15 protein-coding genes and 1 pseudogene are annotated in these 15,335 nt (G+C 56.3%); 4 read left to right on the forward strand and 12 right to left on the reverse strand.

Annotated elements, in window-relative coordinates; genetic code table 11:
* The first annotated feature begins 16 nt into the window (after window positions 1-16).
* The 4 genes from LG374_RS10325 to LG374_RS10340 all read left to right on the forward strand — a co-directional run bounded on the left by LG374_RS10325 (window position 17) and on the right by LG374_RS10340 (window position 3,131).
* A complete protein-coding gene (locus LG374_RS10325; RefSeq protein ID WP_225757613.1) occupies window positions 17-1,663 on the forward strand; it encodes a glutamine--tRNA ligase/YqeY domain fusion protein in 1,647 nt (548 codons plus the stop codon).
* 75 nt (window positions 1,664-1,738) lie between these two features.
* Window positions 1,739-2,098 (forward strand): DUF6463 family protein, encoded by a 360-nt coding sequence (locus tag LG374_RS10330; protein WP_225757614.1) that lies wholly within the window; start codon window positions 1,739-1,741, stop codon window positions 2,096-2,098.
* Between the two features lie 41 nt (window positions 2,099-2,139).
* Window positions 2,140-2,862 (forward strand): oxygen-insensitive NADPH nitroreductase, encoded by a 723-nt coding sequence (gene nfsA / locus LG374_RS10335; protein ID WP_370639342.1) that lies wholly within the window; start codon window positions 2,140-2,142, stop codon window positions 2,860-2,862.
* Window positions 2,859-3,131, forward strand: a complete 273-nt coding sequence (locus LG374_RS10340) for an alkaline protease (RefSeq protein ID WP_225757616.1) — start codon at window positions 2,859-2,861, stop codon at window positions 3,129-3,131. The genes nfsA and LG374_RS10340 overlap by 4 nt, the downstream gene beginning before the upstream one ends.
* Here the strand turns inward: LG374_RS10340 and LG374_RS10345 are convergent.
* From LG374_RS10345 to LG374_RS10395, 12 genes and pseudogenes are all read right to left on the reverse strand, one after another.
* Window positions 3,128-3,997 (reverse strand): DMT family transporter, encoded by an 870-nt coding sequence (locus LG374_RS10345; protein WP_225757617.1) that lies wholly within the window; start codon window positions 3,995-3,997, stop codon window positions 3,128-3,130. The genes LG374_RS10340 and LG374_RS10345 overlap by 4 nt on opposite strands.
* A gap of 380 nt (window positions 3,998-4,377) precedes the next feature.
* Window positions 4,378-5,856 (reverse strand): Lsa family ABC-F type ribosomal protection protein, encoded by a 1,479-nt coding sequence (locus tag LG374_RS10350; RefSeq protein ID WP_225757618.1) that lies wholly within the window; start codon window positions 5,854-5,856, stop codon window positions 4,378-4,380.
* A gap of 37 nt (window positions 5,857-5,893) precedes the next feature.
* Window positions 5,894-5,989: pseudogene (locus LG374_RS12550) on the reverse strand (recombinase); the annotation flags it as partial.
* A 14-nt stretch (window positions 5,990-6,003) separates the two neighbouring features.
* Entirely contained in the window at window positions 6,004-6,204 is a 201-nt protein-coding gene (locus LG374_RS10355) for a hypothetical protein (RefSeq protein ID WP_225757619.1), read from the reverse strand.
* A 286-nt stretch (window positions 6,205-6,490) separates the two neighbouring features.
* Window positions 6,491-7,597 carry an MBL fold metallo-hydrolase gene (locus tag LG374_RS10360; RefSeq protein WP_225757620.1) on the reverse strand — a complete coding sequence of 369 codons (1,107 nt, stop codon included), beginning with the start codon at window positions 7,595-7,597 and terminating at the stop codon, window positions 6,491-6,493.
* A 99-nt stretch (window positions 7,598-7,696) separates the two neighbouring features.
* Window positions 7,697-8,353 (reverse strand): DNA alkylation repair protein, encoded by a 657-nt coding sequence (locus LG374_RS10365; protein WP_225757621.1) that lies wholly within the window; start codon window positions 8,351-8,353, stop codon window positions 7,697-7,699.
* Between the two features lie 4 nt (window positions 8,354-8,357).
* Window positions 8,358-8,681, reverse strand: a complete 324-nt coding sequence (locus LG374_RS10370) for a hypothetical protein (RefSeq protein WP_225757622.1) — start codon at window positions 8,679-8,681, stop codon at window positions 8,358-8,360.
* A gap of 83 nt (window positions 8,682-8,764) precedes the next feature.
* Window positions 8,765-9,931, reverse strand: a complete 1,167-nt coding sequence (locus LG374_RS10375; RefSeq protein WP_225757623.1) for a phosphoglycerate kinase — start codon at window positions 9,929-9,931, stop codon at window positions 8,765-8,767.
* A 32-nt stretch (window positions 9,932-9,963) separates the two neighbouring features.
* On the reverse strand, window positions 9,964-11,952 hold the full coding sequence (gene tkt, locus LG374_RS10380) for a transketolase (protein ID WP_225757624.1): 1,989 nt from the start codon (window positions 11,950-11,952) through the stop codon (window positions 9,964-9,966).
* A gap of 27 nt (window positions 11,953-11,979) precedes the next feature.
* Window positions 11,980-14,121 (reverse strand): carboxy terminal-processing peptidase, encoded by a 2,142-nt coding sequence (locus tag LG374_RS10385; protein WP_225757625.1) that lies wholly within the window; start codon window positions 14,119-14,121, stop codon window positions 11,980-11,982.
* Window positions 14,122-14,153: 32 nt separating this feature from the next.
* Complete coding sequence (gene cobB / locus LG374_RS10390; protein WP_225757626.1) at window positions 14,154-14,861, reverse strand: Sir2 family NAD+-dependent deacetylase; 708 nt, start codon at window positions 14,859-14,861, stop codon at window positions 14,154-14,156.
* Window positions 14,858-15,307: a DUF423 domain-containing protein gene (locus LG374_RS10395; protein ID WP_225757627.1), complete on the reverse strand. Its 450-nt coding sequence runs from the start codon at window positions 15,305-15,307 to the stop codon at window positions 14,858-14,860. The genes cobB and LG374_RS10395 overlap by 4 nt, the downstream gene beginning before the upstream one ends.
* Window positions 15,308-15,335: the final 28 nt, after the last annotated feature.

The raw sequence follows: 15,335 nt of genomic DNA on the forward strand, positions 1-15,335 counted from the left end.
AACGCACGAGGACATCATGAGCCAAACTCCGGAAGCCGCCAACTTCATCAAAAACATCATCGAAGAAGACCTGAAAAACGGCAAAAACGATGGCCGCATCGTTACCCGCTTTCCCCCTGAGCCCAACGGCTACCTGCACCTCGGCCACGTCAAATCCATCTGCCTCAACTTCGACATGGCGCAGCGCTTCGGCGGTTACTGCAACCTGCGTTACGACGACACCAACCCCGAAAAAGAAAACGAAGAATACATGGCGAGCATCCAGCGTGACGTGCACTGGCTCGGCTTTGACTGGAAACACCTTAACCATGCCAGCGACTACTTCCCGCAACTGCTGGATTATGCCTTCCAGCTTATCGACAAAGGCCTCGCCTATGTGGACAGCCAGAACGCCGAAGCAATCCGCGAAAATCGCGGCACCCTGACCGAACCCGGCCGCAACAGCCCCTACCGTGAACGCAGCATCGAAGAAAACCGCGCCCTCTTTCAGGAAATGGTGGATGGCAAACACCCGGACGGCAGCCACGTCCTGCGCGCCAAAATCGACATGGCCTCGCCCAACATCAACATGCGCGACCCTGTCATCTACCGCATCCGCCACATGGCGCACTTCCACGCCGGTGACTCGTGGAAAGTCTATCCGATGTACGACTACACCCACTGCCTCTCGGATATGCTCGAAGGCATCACCCACAGCCTCTGCACCCTCGAATTTGAAGACCACCGCCCGCTCTACGACTGGGTGCTGGACGTGCTCGACACCCCCTGCCACCCGCAGCAAATCGAATTTGCCCGTCTCTCGCTCGAATACACCGTCCTTTCCAAACGCCGCCTCATCCAGCTCGTGCAAGAAAAGCACGTGAGCGGCTGGGACGACCCGCGTATGCCGACCATCGCCGGTATGCGGCGGCGTGGTATCCCCGCCGGGGCATTGCGCGACTTCTGCCGCAAAATCGGCATCAGCAAAGCTGACGGCACCATCGCCATCGACTACTTCGAAAGCACCATCCGCGACTACCTGAACGAACACGCTGCGCGCCGCATGACCGTCGTCCGCCCGCTCAAACTGACCATCACCAGCCTGCCGGACGACCATGAAGAAACCTATCAGCTGCCGAACCATCCGCAGGACGACAGCCAGGGCAGCCGCGCCGTACCGTTTGGCAACATTCTCTACATCGAGCAGGACGACTTCGCCGAAGAACCGCCGAAAAAATGGAAACGCCTCGCGCCCGGTCAGGCGGTGCGTCTGCGCGGCAGCTACGTCATCACCTGTGACGAAGTCATCAAAGATGCCGCGGGCAACATCATCGAACTGCGCTGCCACCACGACCCGGATACCCTCGGTAAAAACCCCGAAGGCTACAAAGCGAACGGCGTCATCCATTGGGTTAGCGCCCGCCACGCGCGCGACTGCGAAATCCGCAACTACGAGCGCCTCTTCAGCCAGCCCGACCCGATGGCAGCGGATCACTTCCTCGATACCATCAACCCGCATTCGCTCACCATCATCACCGGCGCCAAAACCGAACCGGCCTCACCGGCGGAAGCAGGCACCGTGTACCAGTTCGAACGTCTTGGCTACTATGCCGTTGATCCGGACAGCACAGCGGACAACCCCATCTTCAACCGCACCGTCGAACTGCGCGACGGCTTCAAATAAAACTCGCCAAACGCTGCCGCCGGCAGCGTTTTTTACATCCATGAACCCACATTCCCACCACGACAGAGGCTCCCTATGCTGAAATGGCTTTCCTTGGCACTGGTCGCAACCGGCATCCTGCACAACGCTCTGGCATTCATCCTGATGGGCGATACCCTGCGGCGGCTGTGGCGCAGCGGCCTGATGGCCGCCGTGCGTGCCGATGACGCCGCTGCGTTCGCCCTGCTGTGGTTCATCGTGGCTGGTTTTGTCCTGATGCTGATTGGCGCGGCATTCTGGCAACTGGCGGATGCAGGTCGCCTTGGCTGGTCGCTAATCCTGGGACTGTGGGCGCTGGCGGCCAGTATTTGCCTGCTCTTCCCGCAGCCGGGGCCGTTTTTGCTGCTCGCGCTTGCCTGCGCCTTCGTGCTTGCGAAGGCGGGCGGGGCGGGATAGGCTGCCATTTCCTTTCTTCCTATTGTGAGGTCATCATGTCCATAAAAAGCCTGCCTGCCCTGGAAACCGCGCTGGCGCACCGCTCCATCCGCAAATTCAGTGACAAACCCGTGCCGCCGGAGATACTGGCTGCGTTAATGGATGCCGGACGGATGGCATCCACCTCAAATCATCTGCAATGTGTGTCCGTCATCCGTATCACGGATGCGGCTATTCGTGCCGGCATCCGCCGCGCGGCGTCGGACATGGCCTATGTGACGGAATGCCCGGAGTTTCTGCTTTTCTGCGTCGATTTCCACAAACACCACCTGCTCCTGCCAGAAGCGCAGACCGATTGGGCAGAAGCGCTGCTGATCGGTGCGGTGGATACCGGCATCATGGCGCAGAACGTGCTCTTGGTCGCAGAATCGCTCGGCCTCGGCGGCGTCTATATCGGCGCGCTACGTAACGATATTGCAGCGGTGGCGGAACTGGTCGGGCTGCCCGCGCATTGCCTGCCGCTGGTCGGCCTCTGCCTCGGCTATCCGGCGCAGGATCCGCCCGTCAAGCCGCGTCTGCCGCAGGAGGTGGTGCTGCATGAGAACCGCTATCGCGAGCCCGACCCGCAGGCGTTCGCCGCTTACGATGAAGAACTGCGCGCGTATTACACGGCGCGGACGGGCGAGGCGCGGGATTGGCTGGATGCGGTGCAAAACACACTGGGCCAGCCACTGCGCCCGCATGTGTTGGCGTTTTTGCAGGCGCAGGGATTTATACGGCGATGAAAACGTGGTGGATGATGGCGGCGCTGCTACTGCTCGCCGCCTGTCAGCGGGAACGCCGACCGTTCGACGGACCGTTGGTCATGGCGGCAAAAACGCCGCTGGAAAGCCCCGGTTGCGCGGCGCGCAGTTGCCCTGAGGGGCATGATCCCGTCTGCGTGACCTTCGATGCAGGCGGGCGGCGGCAGAGACTGACGTTCGTTAATGCCTGCCATATGTGCATTGCGCCCGAACATATCGTCAGCATGCAGGCAGGAGAATGCCCGCGTTAATGAGGATTGCGGGTGATGCTGATGAGTCCGGCGGCGATAATGATGGCGATGCCCGCCATTTCCTGCCAGCCTAGCGTTTCGCGGAAGAGATAGTGGCCGAAAACGACGGAATAGACGACGGTCAAATAAGAAAGCGCGGCGACGGTGAATTTCTGCCCGACGGCATAGGCGCGGGTGAGCGCCAGTTGCGCGGTGAGACCGCTCACTCCGATGCCGAGCAGATAGGGCAGAGAGGCAAGCGGCGGTGCGTGCCAGCCTTGAACGGTAGCCAGCATGGCGCTCATCAGGGTGCTGACCAGCGAAAAATAAAAAACGATGCGCCAGGCGGGTTCGCCGGTGGCGCTCATCTCGCGTAACTGCAAATGGGCGAGACCGGTCGCCGCCGCGCCGAAAAGACCGCAGGAAAGCCCCCAAGCCTGCCCGGCGGAAAAGCCCGGTCGCAGCAGCACGACGACACCCATCAGACCAATGATTAGCACGGCAACAGTGCGGTGGGTGATGTGTTCATGCAGGAGGATGAAAGACAGCAGGGCGAGGAAAATGGCCGAGCTGTAGCCGAGCGTGACGGCGGTGGCCAGCGGCAACAGCGTGAGCGTGTAGAAATAAATGAGGGTGGAGGTACCGCCAGAAACACTGCGGATGACGTGCGCGCGCAGATGCTGGGTGGCAAAACGCTGCCCGCGCAGCAGGGCAAAACCGCCCAGGGCAAGCGTGGCGGGCAGATTGCGCCAGGTGGCGAGTTCGTTGGAAGAAAAAGGAAAATGCTGCGCGCTGGCTTTGGTGATGACGCCCATCAGGGCAAAATTCAGGGAAGAAAACAGCGACCAAAGCACCCCGCGCCAGGCGGGGGAAAGAAAGCGGGACATGACGGCGTGACGGAAGCAAAGAGGCGGGCATTATAGCGGCGCGGTTGCCGGACAGCGGCGGGAAGCACCGCTTGGCGGGGCCGGTATTGATGCGCTTGACGGAGCCAGTAATGACGCCGCTTGGCGTCTCAATACCAGTCATCGTCGCGCCATACCGTTCCTTCGTCATCCACCGTAACATCGGGCGCTTGCAGGCGCTGCAACAGTGCCGCGCTGAATGCGCTGAAGGAGTCGGCGAGCACACCGTCCCGGCAGCTCCAAACCCTGCGGGATTGGTGCGGAATTTAGGGCGAATCTACGTCAGCCCCAAGAAAAAACAGTAAACCTTTTTTTGATTTACTGTTTCTGTGTTAGTCTTTTTCTAAAATTGTTTATTTTATTTATAATTGTATGATTTTATTGACTATATTTTCTACAAATCGCTTATCGTGTTCCACAAATATAAGTGTAGGCTTTGCTTCTTTTATGATTTCCTCAATCTGTATTCTTGATATTATATCTATATAATTTAATGGTTCGTCCCAAATAAATAAATGGGCTGGCTTTGACAAACTTACGGCAATTAAAACTTTCTTTTTTTGTCCATCACTATAATTCTTCATATCCATTTCAAATAATTCTCTTGAAAAATCTAATTTTCTAAGAATTGTTTTACACAATGTTTCATCAACATCTTGCTTATGAATATACTCATTTAGGCTACCCGTTACATCAGATGTATCTTGAGGAATATACGATATTTTCAAATTACTTGCTAATTTTATCTCACCTGTATACTCGTGATTTAGACCTAATAAAATTTTAATCAAGGTCGATTTTCCACTTCCATTACTACCATATATAGCCACTATATCGCCTTGTTTTATCTCAAATCTCACATTACTTAATATCTGTTTTTCTCCATAGTATGATGATAAATCACTAACCGATATTAAAGGATTTTTGCGATGATGTAACGGATGCAATAATAGAATTTCCTTTGTTTCAATATCTTTTAGTAAATTCTTTTTTTCTTCTATTGCCTTATTTTGTCTATTCTCCAAATTCTTAGATCTTTTCATCATCTTGGCTGCCTGATGACCTATACGTCCTTTGTCTGGTTTTATACCTGATACTTTCACACCATTTTTAGTATTTTCAATTTTATCAGACCAAATTTTACTTTGCCTTGCAGCTTCTTTTAATCGTTTAATATCTCTTCTTAATTTCTCGTTTTTACTAATTTCAAATTGGTCTTTCATCAATTTGTTTTCATACCATGATGTAAAATTTCCTGATTGAACATCAATAGAATTCCTGTTAATAGAAATAACATGGTTAATGCAGCCATCTAAAAAATCTCTATCATGAGATATGAGCAAAAACCCTTTTTTACTTTTCAGATATTCACTTACAATTTTTCTTCCATACATATCTAAATGGTTTGTTGGTTCATCAATAAGTAAAAAACCATCTTCTCTTGTAAACAAAATAGCTAAAAGTATTTTTGTTTGTTCTCCTTTAGAAAGCGTTTCAAATTCCCTATAAACAAGGTTCTCATCTACATTTAGCAAATTAAGTTCTCTAAATAATTTCCATTCTTCCTCATCTGATATTAGTTCTTTATATAGCTCAATTCCTAATTTTGAAGTGTCAATTATATTTGGTGGAAATTTAATAAATTCAACATCCTTACTTATTTTACCTTGATAAGTTTCTTGATTTAAAAGTAACTTAAATAGAGTTGATTTACCAATTCCATTTCTTCCTATCAATCCTATTTTCCAGCTTGTATCAAAGGAAAACGATACATTTTTAAATATAGGTTTTACATATCCATAATATGAGAAATTGAGGTTTTCAATTTTAATTGTCGACATAAAAACATCCCCTTATTTATTTAATATTATACCATTTTTAAGCCATTTTTTCTATATCAGCTTTCTGTGGCACTTGACAGTTACCTATAAAATTAAAATATACATCAACTTGTTGTTTTCTTTCTTTACCTTTAGGGCTAATCTACGTCAGCCCCTTTTGTTTTCGCGGAAGCCGGCAAATGCCGCGTCATCGCTGAGTAGATCACGCAATGCCTGGTTGGTGGTGATGATTTCTTCGATCGGCAGCAGTGCCGGGTAGCCGTAGAAACCCCGCGTGAAGTTGCCATGTCGCTGGCCGTTAAAGGTCAGCAGGTAGGCGCAAAAGTCCGGCGGCAGGGTGAGGCGCAAAAGTCCGGCGGCAGGGTGAGGTGGAGCGCCGTCTGTAAGCGGGCAATATAGTTAAACATCTAAAAAATCGTAACGGCGTTGCGTCGCCTTGCCGTACTACCTGTACTGTCTGCGGCGACGCGCCTTGTTACGCTTTTTTATCTATTCAACTATATCCTGCGCAGTCGCAGGCGGATTGAGACTGGCGGCGATGTCGGGCGCCAGCCGCGCCATGTGTTGCTGTATGGCAAACCATTGGGGGGACCTGGTTTTCTCCGCTGAGAAATTGGTGTTACGGCACGTCCTGTCACCACGTCCGCTGCGGCGGTTCGCGGTAGTCGAAGACTTCGCCGATATAGGGCGTTGCCACGGTGAGCGGGGTCTTGGCAGCGGCTTTACGGAAGCGTTCGATCGGTTCTTGCCAGGTGTGGCTGGAGAGATCGAATTTTGCCCAGTGAATCGGCAGCACGGTTTGCGCGCCTACGTCCACGGCCGCCTGCACGGATTGTTCCGGCTTCATGTGGATATTCGCCCAGTGGCTGTTATAGGCACCGTTTTCCATCAGCACGATGTCAAACGGCCCGAAGCGTTTGCCGATGTCGGCGAAGTGCGCACCGTAGCCGCTGTCGCCGTTGTAGAAGAGGCGGTAAGCGGGCGATTGCACCACCCATGAGCCCCACAGGGTTCTGTTGCGGTTGATGAAGTTGCGGCCGCTGAAATGGCGTGCGGGAGCGAGGATCAGGCGGATCTCGCCCAAGGTTGCTGCTTCGAACCAGTCCATTTCGGTGATTTTCTCGTCGGCGATGCCCCAGCGTTGCAGGTGCGCCTTAACGCCAAGCGGAACGTAGTAATGCCCCACTTTTTCGTCCAGTTCGCGGATGGCGCGGTAGTCGAGGTGGTCGTAGTGGTCATGCGAGATGAGGACGGCATCGAGCGGCGGCAAGTCGGCGGGCAGGGTAGGGTGGCTTTGCGGGAATGGTTTGCCGCCGAAGGGCAGGGGCGTGGCGCGGTAGAAAACGGGGTCGGTGATGAGGCGCTTGCCCGCCATCTGGAAGAGTACGGTGGAATGGCCGAACCAGACGAGGCGACCGTCTTCGAGTTTATCCACGCGCAGTGGTTCGCTTGGCAGCGGTGCGGCCGGGTTCTTGCCTTCCGGTGGGGTGAAATAGCCGAGGAGCCAGGCAAGGGTGGAATAGTTTTTGCCTTCCGGTGTGATGAGCTCGGTCGGTTCGAGGTTTTGGAAGAGGGTGCCGTTGTAGTGCTCGGAAGCCCGGATTTTGGCGAGACTGGCCGCATCCGGTTTGCCGCCAAAGGTTGGGTGGAAATGGATATAGGCGGTGACGGTAAGCGTCAGCAGCACGGTGAGGATGAGGAGCCATTTCAGGGTTTTCAGGGCAAGGAACAGGAGGTTCATGAGGATTTTGTTGGCAAAGGGCGGCAATCGCCGCTCGGAGCAGCAGGTTGAGGTGGGCAGGACCAAGGGCTTCGCGCAGGAGATGCGCAGAGGGCGGCTTTAATCCAGGTATTTGCTCGCTTCGCGGATGCTGAGTGTACTCAGGCCGTCCCGGTGCGCGGCGATGTAGTGCCGCACCCAGGCAGCGTCGGTTTTGCTGTATTGACGCAGCGCCCAGCCGATGGCTTTGTTGATGAAGAATTCGCGCTGGTTAAGGTTGTTGTTGATGACGGTTGCGAGCAGGGCGGTGTCGGTTTTGTCTTTGGCGAGCAGTTGGGCGGTGATGGCGGCGCGGCGCAGCCAGTAGTCGTCAGCGCGGCTCATGGCTTCTATGGGCGCCCGCGCTTCCGGACAGCGGCGCAGGATGTCGCCAAGCGGGCGGATGAAGCTGTCCACGCTGTCCCACCAGGCGTTGCGGCTGATGAGGGTTTGCAAGTGAGGGATATCCGCCGCCGTGAGTTGCTTTTGTTTGGCATGCAGGTAGTCCGCCGCGATGTAGTGCATTTCGCGGTAAGGGCTGGCCCAGCAGGTGTCGATAAAGGCCCAGTCCACCGCCCGCCCTTTATTCGCCCGGAGATACGGCTTGCCTATCTGGCGCCGCTCCGGCGTGGCGACGCCGAGAAAGGTGAAGCGATTTTTCATGTAGGCGGCCATTTGTGCCGCTTTCTCAGGTACGGCAATGGCACGCAGGGCGGTGAGGATGGCTGGGGCGTCCATGGTTTTATTCGAGTACGCGTGTTTCGCCGCTGACCGGATCATCGACGCTGACTTTGCCGTCGGCTTTGGCGACCGTCAGGGTGAAGAGGCGCGGCGCAGTGTTCGGGTCGCCGCCGCAGCTGGCGTCATGTTTTTCATGGACGTTGATTTGGTAGTTATCGCCTTCTTCAGCGGCATCGAAGAACAGGCACTCGGTTTTCAGCGAGGTCAGCTGGTGTTTTTCCAGCGCGGCGAGGGCGGCGGCGAAAGCAGCATCTTCGCTGTTAACGGGCGCGGCAAACGCGCTGAAGCTGGCGGCGAACAGGGCAGTGAGCAGGATTTTTTGCATGGTGTTGTCCTCGTGGTGTGGGGAGAGCGGAAGGTTTAATAAAAAACCGCAGACCCGCTGCGGTTTTTGTTGAGAAGCGCGGTTTAGTAGGCGCGGAGAATATCCAGTCCGGGCAGTTTTTTGCCTTCGAGGTATTCGAGCATGGAACCGCCACCGGTGGAAATGTAGTCCACTTTGTCTTCGATGCCGAACTGGCCGATGGCCGCGATGGTGTCGCCACCGCCGGCGAAGGTGAAGCCGGGGCAGGCAGCGATGGCTTCGGACAGCGCTTTGGTGCCTGCGGCAAACGGTGCCATTTCAAAGACGCCGACCGGGCCGTTCCAAACGACGGTTTTCATTTCAGCGATGATACGCGCGTAGTTTTCAGCGGTTTTCGGACCGATGTCCAGGATCATTTCGTTGTCGGCAACGTCTTCGACTTTTTTGGTAATCGCTTTGGCATCCGCCGAGAATTCGGTGGCAACAACGACGTCCACGGGCAGCGGGATGTTGACGCCACGGTCGCGGGCTTTGCTCAACATGGCTCTGGCGTCGTTGAGCAGGTCAGGTTCGTAGAGGGAGGCGCCGACGTTGATGCCTTCGGCGGCAAGGAAGGTGTTGGCGATGCCGCCGCCCGGGATGAGGGTGTCCACTTTTTCCAGGAGGGATTGCAGCACCAGCAGTTTGGTGGAAACTTTGGAGCCGCCAACGATGGCGAGCAGCGGACGGGCCGGGTTTTTGACGATTTTTTCCAGCGCTTCGACTTCTTGCTGGACGAGCAGGCCGGCAACGGCGGTTTTGGCTTTTTCGGCAACGCCGTAGGTGGAGGCTTGGGCACGGTGGACGACGCCGAAACCGTCGCTGACGAAGACGTCGCACAGGGCGGCGTATTTTTCGGCCAGCGCCGCTTCGTTTTTCTTCTCGCCTTTGTTGAAGCGGCAGTTTTCCAGCATGACGATATCACCGGCGGCGACTTGCGGGGCTTTGTCGAGGTAGTCTTTGACAAGCGGGACGTTTTTGCCGAGCAGGTTACCGAGGTAGGCGGCCACCGGGGCGAGCGAGAAGGCTTCGTCGTATTCGCCTTCGGTCGGGCGGCCAAGGTGCGCCATGATCATCACGGCGGCGCCGTGATCCAGGGCGTAGCGGATGGTCGGCAGGGCTGCCTGGATGCGGGCGTCGCTGGTGATTTTGCCGTCTTTGAGCGGGACGTTGAGGTCGAGCCGCATCAGGACGCGTTTGCCGTTGACGTCGATTTCGCTGAGTTTGCGCATGGTTTTTTCCTCTTTTTCAGGGGTTGGGGTGTTCAGAGTAAGGCCTTGCTTTGGGCGACGATGTTTTCCACCGTCAGGCCGTAGAGCGGGAAGAGTTCGTCGGCAGGAGCCGAGGCGCCGAAGGTGTCGATACCGATGACGGTGCCGCGATCGCCGCTGATGCCGCGCCACGGCAGGGTAACGCCGGCTTCGACAACGACGGTCGGCACGCCTTTGGGCAGGACGGCGGCACGGTAGGCGGCATCCTGCTGCTGGTAGAGGTCAAGGCAGGGCATGGAGACGACTTGCACGCGCAGGCCTTCTTCGCGTAGCTTGGCAGCGGCGGCAACGATGAGCGCGACTTCGGAGCCTGTAGCGACGAGGACGAGGTTGGGGTGTTCCGCCGCTTCGAGGATGTAACCGCCTTTGGCGATGGCTTTGCGCGTGGTTTCGTCGCGTTTTTGTTCGGGCAGCCCCTGACGGCTGAGGGCGAGTGCGGTCGGGGTGGTCGGATTCAGGGCACTGCGCCAGGCGACGAGGGTTTCTTGCTGGTCGCAGGGACGCCAGACGTTGAGGTTGGGGATGAGGCGCAGCGAGGCGATGTGTTCAACGGGTTGGTGCGTCGGGCCGTCTTCACCGAGTCCGATAGAGTCGTGGGTGAGGACGTAGGTGACGGGCAGTTTCATCAGCGCGGAGAGGCGTATGCCGTTACGCATGTAGTCCGAGAAGACAAGGAAGGTGCCGCCGTAAGCGCGCAGGCCGCCGTGCAGGGCGATGCCGTTCATGATGGTGCTCATGGCAAATTCGCGCACGCCGTAGTGGAGGTAGTTGCCGCTGAAATCGCCGGGCTTGATGCTTTTTGAAGCGGCCTTGCTCCAGGTGAGGTTGCTGCCGGTGAGGTCAGCCGAGCCGCCGATGAGTTCGGGCAGGTGCGGCAGGAGGAGGTTGATGGCGTTTTCGGAGGCTTTGCGGGTGGCGATATTGCCGCCGGCTTCGTTGTACTGGGTGAGGGTGTTGTCAACAACGCGGTCGAGGTTTTCTGGCAGTTTGCCGCTCATGACGCGGGCAAATTCCTGAGCCTCAGCTGGGTATTGGTCTTGGTATTGTTGCCAGATACGTTCCCAGGCGTCTTGCAGTTTGGCGCCTTTTTCGCGCAGGCTGGCCGCTTGGTAGGCACCCTCAGGCAGTTCAAAATCGCCTTCTGGCAGACCGAGCGCTTTTTTGGTCAGCGCGATTTCTTCTTTGCCAAGCGGGGCGCCGTGGGTTTTTTCGGTGCCTTCGAGGTTGGGCGAGCCGTAGCCGATTTTGGTGCGGCAGATGATGAGCGAGGGTTTGCCGGTTTCGGCTTTGGCGGTGTTGATGGCGGTGTTGATGGCATCGGTGTCATGACCGTCAATGTCGCGGATGACGTGCCAGCCGTAGGCTTCGTAGCGCGCGGCGACGTCTTCACCAAACCACGGTGCGATTTCACCGTCAATGGAGATGCCGTTGCTGTCGTAGAGGCAGATGAGTTTGCCGAGACCAAGAGTGCCGGCCAGCGAGCAGGCTTCGGCAGATACGCCTTCCATCAGGCAGCCGTCGCCGAGGAAGACGTAGGTGTAGTGGTCTATTAGCGGCAGGTTGTCGCGGTTGTAGCGCGCAGCCAGGTGGCGTTCAGCGATGGCCATCCCGACGGCGGTAGCGATACCCTGACCAAGCGGGCCGGTAGTGATTTCGACTCCGGGGGTGTCGCGGTATTCGGGGTGGCCGGGGGTTTTGCTGTGCAGTTGGCGGAAGTTTTTGATGTCATCCAGCGAGACGTCAAAGCCGGTGAGATGCAGCAGGGCGTATTGCAGCATGGAGGCGTGGCCGTTTGAGAGAATGAAACGGTCGCGGTTGTACCATTGGGTGTCGGCCGGGTTGACGCGCAGATGTTCGTGCCACAGGACAGCGGCCATGTCCGCCATGCCCATCGGGGCACCCGGATGTCCCGAGTTAGCTTTTTGCACGGCATCCATGCTGAGGATGCGGATCGATGCGGCGAAGGTTTGAATAGGATTCATACGGGACTCCGGTTGTGGTGAGATGGGTCAGGCGGCGTCTGCGACGGCGTTTTGTTGCGGGGTCAGCAGTTGCAGGTAGTCGAAGAAGATGTGCAGGGTTTCGAACAGGGCAACGTCAGGGACGAAACTTTCTTTTTCGTCTTCGTCATCAACGACGGCGTTGCGTTCTTCGATTTCTTTCAGGGTCTTTTTGTCGGCATTCAGCGAGGGGATGGCTTTTCGCTGCGCCGCTTCGTAGTCGTCTTGGTATTTTTTCCAGTCGGCGTGTTCGTTTTTGCGGGTTTCCAGGTTGAGCGGCCAGGTGCGCTGCCGGTTTTTTTCGAGGACTTTGTCGATGTATTCCTGGTAACGGCGCAGTTCGGGTTTGCCGAGCATACGGGTTTCGTGCAGTTGGCGCAGGGTGCCGAGGGTGCTGTCAGAGATTCTGCCCGCCGGTTTGATTTTTGCCGCTGCAATGGATTTCCACGGCAAGGCGTATTCTTCGGCTTGCTCGCCGACTTCGTCCGCCGAGAAGAGAGCAGGCAAAAGGATGTCGGGCGATACGCCCCGGAATTGGGTGCTGCTGCCGTTGACGCGGTGGAACATGGAAATGGTGAATTTCATCGCGCCGAGGTTGGGGGTGTTGTTGACGACGAAGTCGTTGAGGTTAACCATGGTTTGCACGGTGCCTTTGCCGAAGCTGTTGCTGCCGATGATGAGACCGCGTCCGTAGTCCTGGATGGCGGCGGCAAAGATTTCCGAGGCGGAGGCCGCGTAGCGATCGATGAGGACAGCAAGCGGGCCGTCGTAGGCAGTGCCGGCGTCGTCGTCACTTTCGTTGCGCACACCGCCTTTGGCATCGGAGACGATGACAACGGGGCCTTTATCGATGAAAAGGCCGACGGTTTTTACCGCTTCGTAGAGCGAACCGCCGCCGTTACCGCGCAGGTCAACGACCACGCCATCCACTTTGGCGTTGCGGAATTCTTTGAGCAGACGCTCAACGTCGCGCGAGGTGCTACGGTAGTCGCTTTTTTCTTGTTGTGCACCTTCGAAGTCCATGTAGAAGGACGGCAGTTTGATAACGCCGATGCGGCGGGTGATACCGTCTTCGCTGACTTCTTCGATGGTGGATTGCGCGGCTTGTTCTTCGAGTTTGACTTCGTCGCGTTCGAGGGTGATTTCGCGCACGCCTTTGGCAGCGTTGGCGGGGTCAATCAGGAGGCGCACGAGGGTGCCTTTTTTGCCCCGGATAAGGTCAACGACTTTATCAAGCCGCCAGCCGGTCACATCCACAAACTCGCCGTCATGCCCTTGGGCGATGCCGATGATTTCGTCTTTGACGCTGAGTTTGCCGCTTTTGTAGGCGGGGCCGCCCGGCACAAGTTCGCGGATGGTTACGCGGTCTTCTTCCAGCGAGAGGATGGCGCCGATGCCTTCCAGCGAGAGGCGCATATTGATATTGAAGTCTTCGTTGGTGCGCGGCGAGAGGTAGTTGCTGTGCGGGTCGAAGCGGTTGCTGACGACATTCATGTAGATGTCAAAGACGTCGTTCATGCTGATCTGGTTGAGGCGGCGCAGGGCACCGGTATAGCGGCCGCGCAGCAGTTTCAGGGCTTTTTCTTCGCTTTTGCCGGAAATGCGCAGACGGATCAGCTGGTCTTCGATGCGTTTTTCCTGCTCGGCCTGGGCGACGGCAACGTCCGCCGGCCACGGCTGTTTTTTGCCGGCTTTGGTTTCCGGATAGGTGATAGTGCTGTCGCCGCCAAGGTCAAACGGGCGGGACAGACGCTCCAGCGACCAGCGGTTGAGCGCGTTCGCCCGCTCGCTGTAACGCTGATAGATGGCAAGCAGCGCACTCAGGTCTCCTTTGTTTGCCTGCAACAGGGCGTCGCCGTAGTGCTTGAATTCGTCAATGTCGCTTTGTAGGAAATAAATGTGTGACGGATCCAGCGCTTGCAGGTAGTCCAGGTGGACGTCACTGGCGATGGCAGAGAGTTTTTGTTTGCGGTAGTGGTGGTTGACCAGCAGATTGGTGCCGAGACGGAAGGCTCTTTTATGTTCATTGCTGATAATCAGCGGTTCCGGGGCATAATCAGGGACGGCCTCAGCGGCAGTCTGGCCTGCGTTGCTGTGCACACAGGCAGAAAGCAGGATGGCAAAGAAAATGATGGGCAGTCGTTTCATCATGGAAGTTTCGTATTTGAGATAGTAAGACTACGTTAGTTTAACATGCTTTCCACCCAGCGCGGGACCTCGACCGTCGCCTTGCCACTGTATATATGCTGGAATTTACTGGCGCCGTGACTGGGTTCCAGGTTGATTTCATATGTCTCTGCCCCCCACTCGCGCGCGAGGGCGACGAAGCCGGCTGCCGGGTAAACCTGCCCCGATGTGCCAATGGCGGCGAAGTGGGTGCAGTTGGCGAGGCGCTTTTCAATAATATTCATGTAATAAGGCATCTCGCCGAACCAGACGATATCCGGCCGCATCCCATGCGCACGCTTGCAGACCGGGCAGAGTGTTTCCGTTGAGCAGTCGTCGTGCCAGTTATCCTGCACACTGTCGCAGTAGAGGCAGCGCACACTGAGCAGGCTGCCGTGCATATGCAGCACTTCCGTGGCACCGCCGCGTTCATGGAGATCATCTACATTCTGCGTAATCAGCGTCACCTTGCCGGGCAGCGCCTGTTGCAGACGGGCCAGGGCGATATGGGCGGCATTCGGCTGTACATCGGCATCATGCAGGCGGGCGCGGCGGGCGTTATAAAAATCCTGCACCAGCTTGGGGTTGCGTGCGAAGCCTTCCGGCGTGGCGACATCTTCCACGCGGTGGTTTTCCCACAAACCGTCACTGGCGCGGAACGTTGCAATCCCGGATTCGGCGGAAATCCCCGCTCCAGTCAGCACCACAATTCGCTTTTCCGTCATGACCGTTCTCCTACGCAAGCGGCGATAAACAGCATCGCCCAACCCACTAAAAATGCCACCCCGCCTACCGGCACCAGATAACGTACCTCTTCTGTGCCCAAGAACGCCATCACATACAAGCTGCCACAAAAACAGCACAAACCCAGCAACCAGCACAAACCGGCGGCACGGCAAAACGACAGCGGAAGACGCAAAGGCAAAGTCGCAAGCAGCATTAACGCCAGCGTGTGCACAATCTGATAACGGTGAGCCTTGTCAAAAAAAGACGCATGCAGCCCGCTGAACACCTCATGCCCGGCGATAGCGCCGAGCGAGACCCACAAAAACCCGCTCAACGCGGCGACAAGCAAAAACAGACGTGCCGTGCGGCTATGCGGATACACCGGCGCCGCTTTCGGCATGGCAGGCGGTATCTCACCGCTTGGCGACTTAACCTGATTGACCATAAAAACCTCACAATAACAGCGGGAAACC

It is taken from the genome of Cardiobacterium sp. Marseille-Q4385, from assembly GCF_916618745.1.
Classification (GTDB): domain Bacteria; phylum Pseudomonadota; class Gammaproteobacteria; order Cardiobacteriales; family Cardiobacteriaceae; genus Cardiobacterium.

Coding starts and splice junctions, on each gene's coding strand:
- LG374_RS10365 (WP_225757621.1), bottom strand. CDS start 8,353: ATGGACGCCCCAGCCATCCTCACCGCCCTGCGTGCCATTGCCGTACCT.
- LG374_RS10350 (WP_225757618.1), bottom strand. CDS start 5,856: ATGTCGACAATTAAAATTGAAAACCTCAATTTCTCATATTATGGATAT.
- LG374_RS10360 (WP_225757620.1), bottom strand. CDS start 7,597: ATGAACCTCCTGTTCCTTGCCCTGAAAACCCTGAAATGGCTCCTCATC.
- LG374_RS10370 (WP_225757622.1), bottom strand. CDS start 8,681: ATGCAAAAAATCCTGCTCACTGCCCTGTTCGCCGCCAGCTTCAGCGCG.
- LG374_RS10340 (WP_225757616.1), top strand. CDS start 2,859: ATGAAAACGTGGTGGATGATGGCGGCGCTGCTACTGCTCGCCGCCTGT.
- LG374_RS10395 (WP_225757627.1), bottom strand. CDS start 15,307: ATGGTCAATCAGGTTAAGTCGCCAAGCGGTGAGATACCGCCTGCCATG.
- tkt (WP_225757624.1), bottom strand. CDS start 11,952: ATGAATCCTATTCAAACCTTCGCCGCATCGATCCGCATCCTCAGCATG.
- LG374_RS10330 (WP_225757614.1), top strand. CDS start 1,739: ATGCTGAAATGGCTTTCCTTGGCACTGGTCGCAACCGGCATCCTGCAC.
- cobB (WP_225757626.1), bottom strand. CDS start 14,861: ATGACGGAAAAGCGAATTGTGGTGCTGACTGGAGCGGGGATTTCCGCC.
- LG374_RS10375 (WP_225757623.1), bottom strand. CDS start 9,931: ATGCGCAAACTCAGCGAAATCGACGTCAACGGCAAACGCGTCCTGATG.
- LG374_RS10345 (WP_225757617.1), bottom strand. CDS start 3,997: ATGTCCCGCTTTCTTTCCCCCGCCTGGCGCGGGGTGCTTTGGTCGCTG.
- LG374_RS10325 (WP_225757613.1), top strand. CDS start 17: ATGAGCCAAACTCCGGAAGCCGCCAACTTCATCAAAAACATCATCGAA.
- LG374_RS10385 (WP_225757625.1), bottom strand. CDS start 14,121: ATGATGAAACGACTGCCCATCATTTTCTTTGCCATCCTGCTTTCTGCC.